The 1,165-nt window shown below is 71.4% G+C and carries 1 protein-coding gene; it reads left to right on the top strand.

Annotated features, from left to right (window positions below):
- A partial coding sequence (locus tag G6023_RS14160; protein ID WP_318258897.1) for an LCP family protein occupies window positions 1-1,001 on the top strand: 1,001 nt, incomplete at its 5' end.
- Window positions 1,002-1,165 lie beyond the last annotated feature (164 nt).

Here is a 1,165-nt window from a genome sequence, read left to right as displayed (position 1 = left end):
CGGCGGGGACGCCGCGCGGCCCCCGCAGCCGCCGCACCCCGCGGCGCCGGATCGGGCCCCTGCGGATCCTCGGACTGGTGCTGGTCGTCGTGCTCACGCTCGGGGTGGTGAGCGTGCTGTGGGCGGATTCGAAACTGCAGCGGATCGACGCGCTGACCGACTACCCGGGGCGAGGCGGCAACACGCCCGGCACCGTCACCCTGCTGGTGGGCACCGACTCCCGCGAGGGATTGACCGCCGAGCAGCAGGCCCAGTTGTCGACCGGGTCCGAGTCGGACGCCGGCGGCAAGCGCACCGACACGATGATGCTCGTCTACACCCCCCGCGGCGGGGACCGGACGATGCTCATCTCCCTACCCCGTGACCTGCTGGTCGACATCCCCGGTTACGGCGAGAACAAGCTCAACGCGGCCTACACCTTCGGCGGTCCACCCCTGTTGGCGCAGACCCTGGAACAGCAGTCCGGGGTGCGGATCGACCACTACGCGGAGATCGGATTCGGTGGCTTCGCCGGGATCGTCGACGCGGTCGGCGGCGTGGACATCTGCCTCGACGAGCCGATCAACGACCCGCTCGCCGGACTCGACCTCGCCGCCGGGTGTCAGACGCTCGCCGGCCCGCAGGCGCTGGGCTTCGTGCGCACCCGCTACGGCTTCGCCGAGCAGGACCTGCAGCGCGTCCGCAACCAGCGACAGTTCCTCGGTGCGCTCATGCGCAAGACGCTCTCGCCCGGGAACCTGCTCAATCCGTTCACGGCCGTGCCGCTGGTGAACTCAGCGTCGGAGGCGGTCACCGTGGACACCGGCGACCACATCTGGAACCTCGCCATGGTGATGCGTCGACTCAGTGGTGACCCGCTCACCGTGACCGCGCCCCACGACGGGATGGCCTCCGGGTCCGTGGGCTCCTACCTCGTGTGGGGCCCCACGACGACCGGGTTCTTCGACGCGGTGGCCTCCGGGCGGACCCCGGGACCGGAGTTCCTCGACACCGGGCCGTGAGCGGCGGAGCTCAGCCGGCCGGGGTGATGGAGACGATCCCCCACGTGCCGCCGGGGTTCTCGGCCACGCGGACGCGCTGCCGGATCAGCACCGGGTCGGCCCCCGGCGGGTACTCGGTGAGGTCCACCTCCAGCAGGGTCGGTGACAGTTCGCGTACGTCCACG

It is taken from the genome of Dietzia sp. DQ11-71 (assembly GCF_014144995.1).
Lineage (GTDB): Bacteria > Actinomycetota > Actinomycetes > Mycobacteriales > Mycobacteriaceae > Dietzia > Dietzia kunjamensis.
Note: the sequence above shows the minus strand (reverse complement) of the source record. Positions and strands in the feature narration are given on the sequence as shown.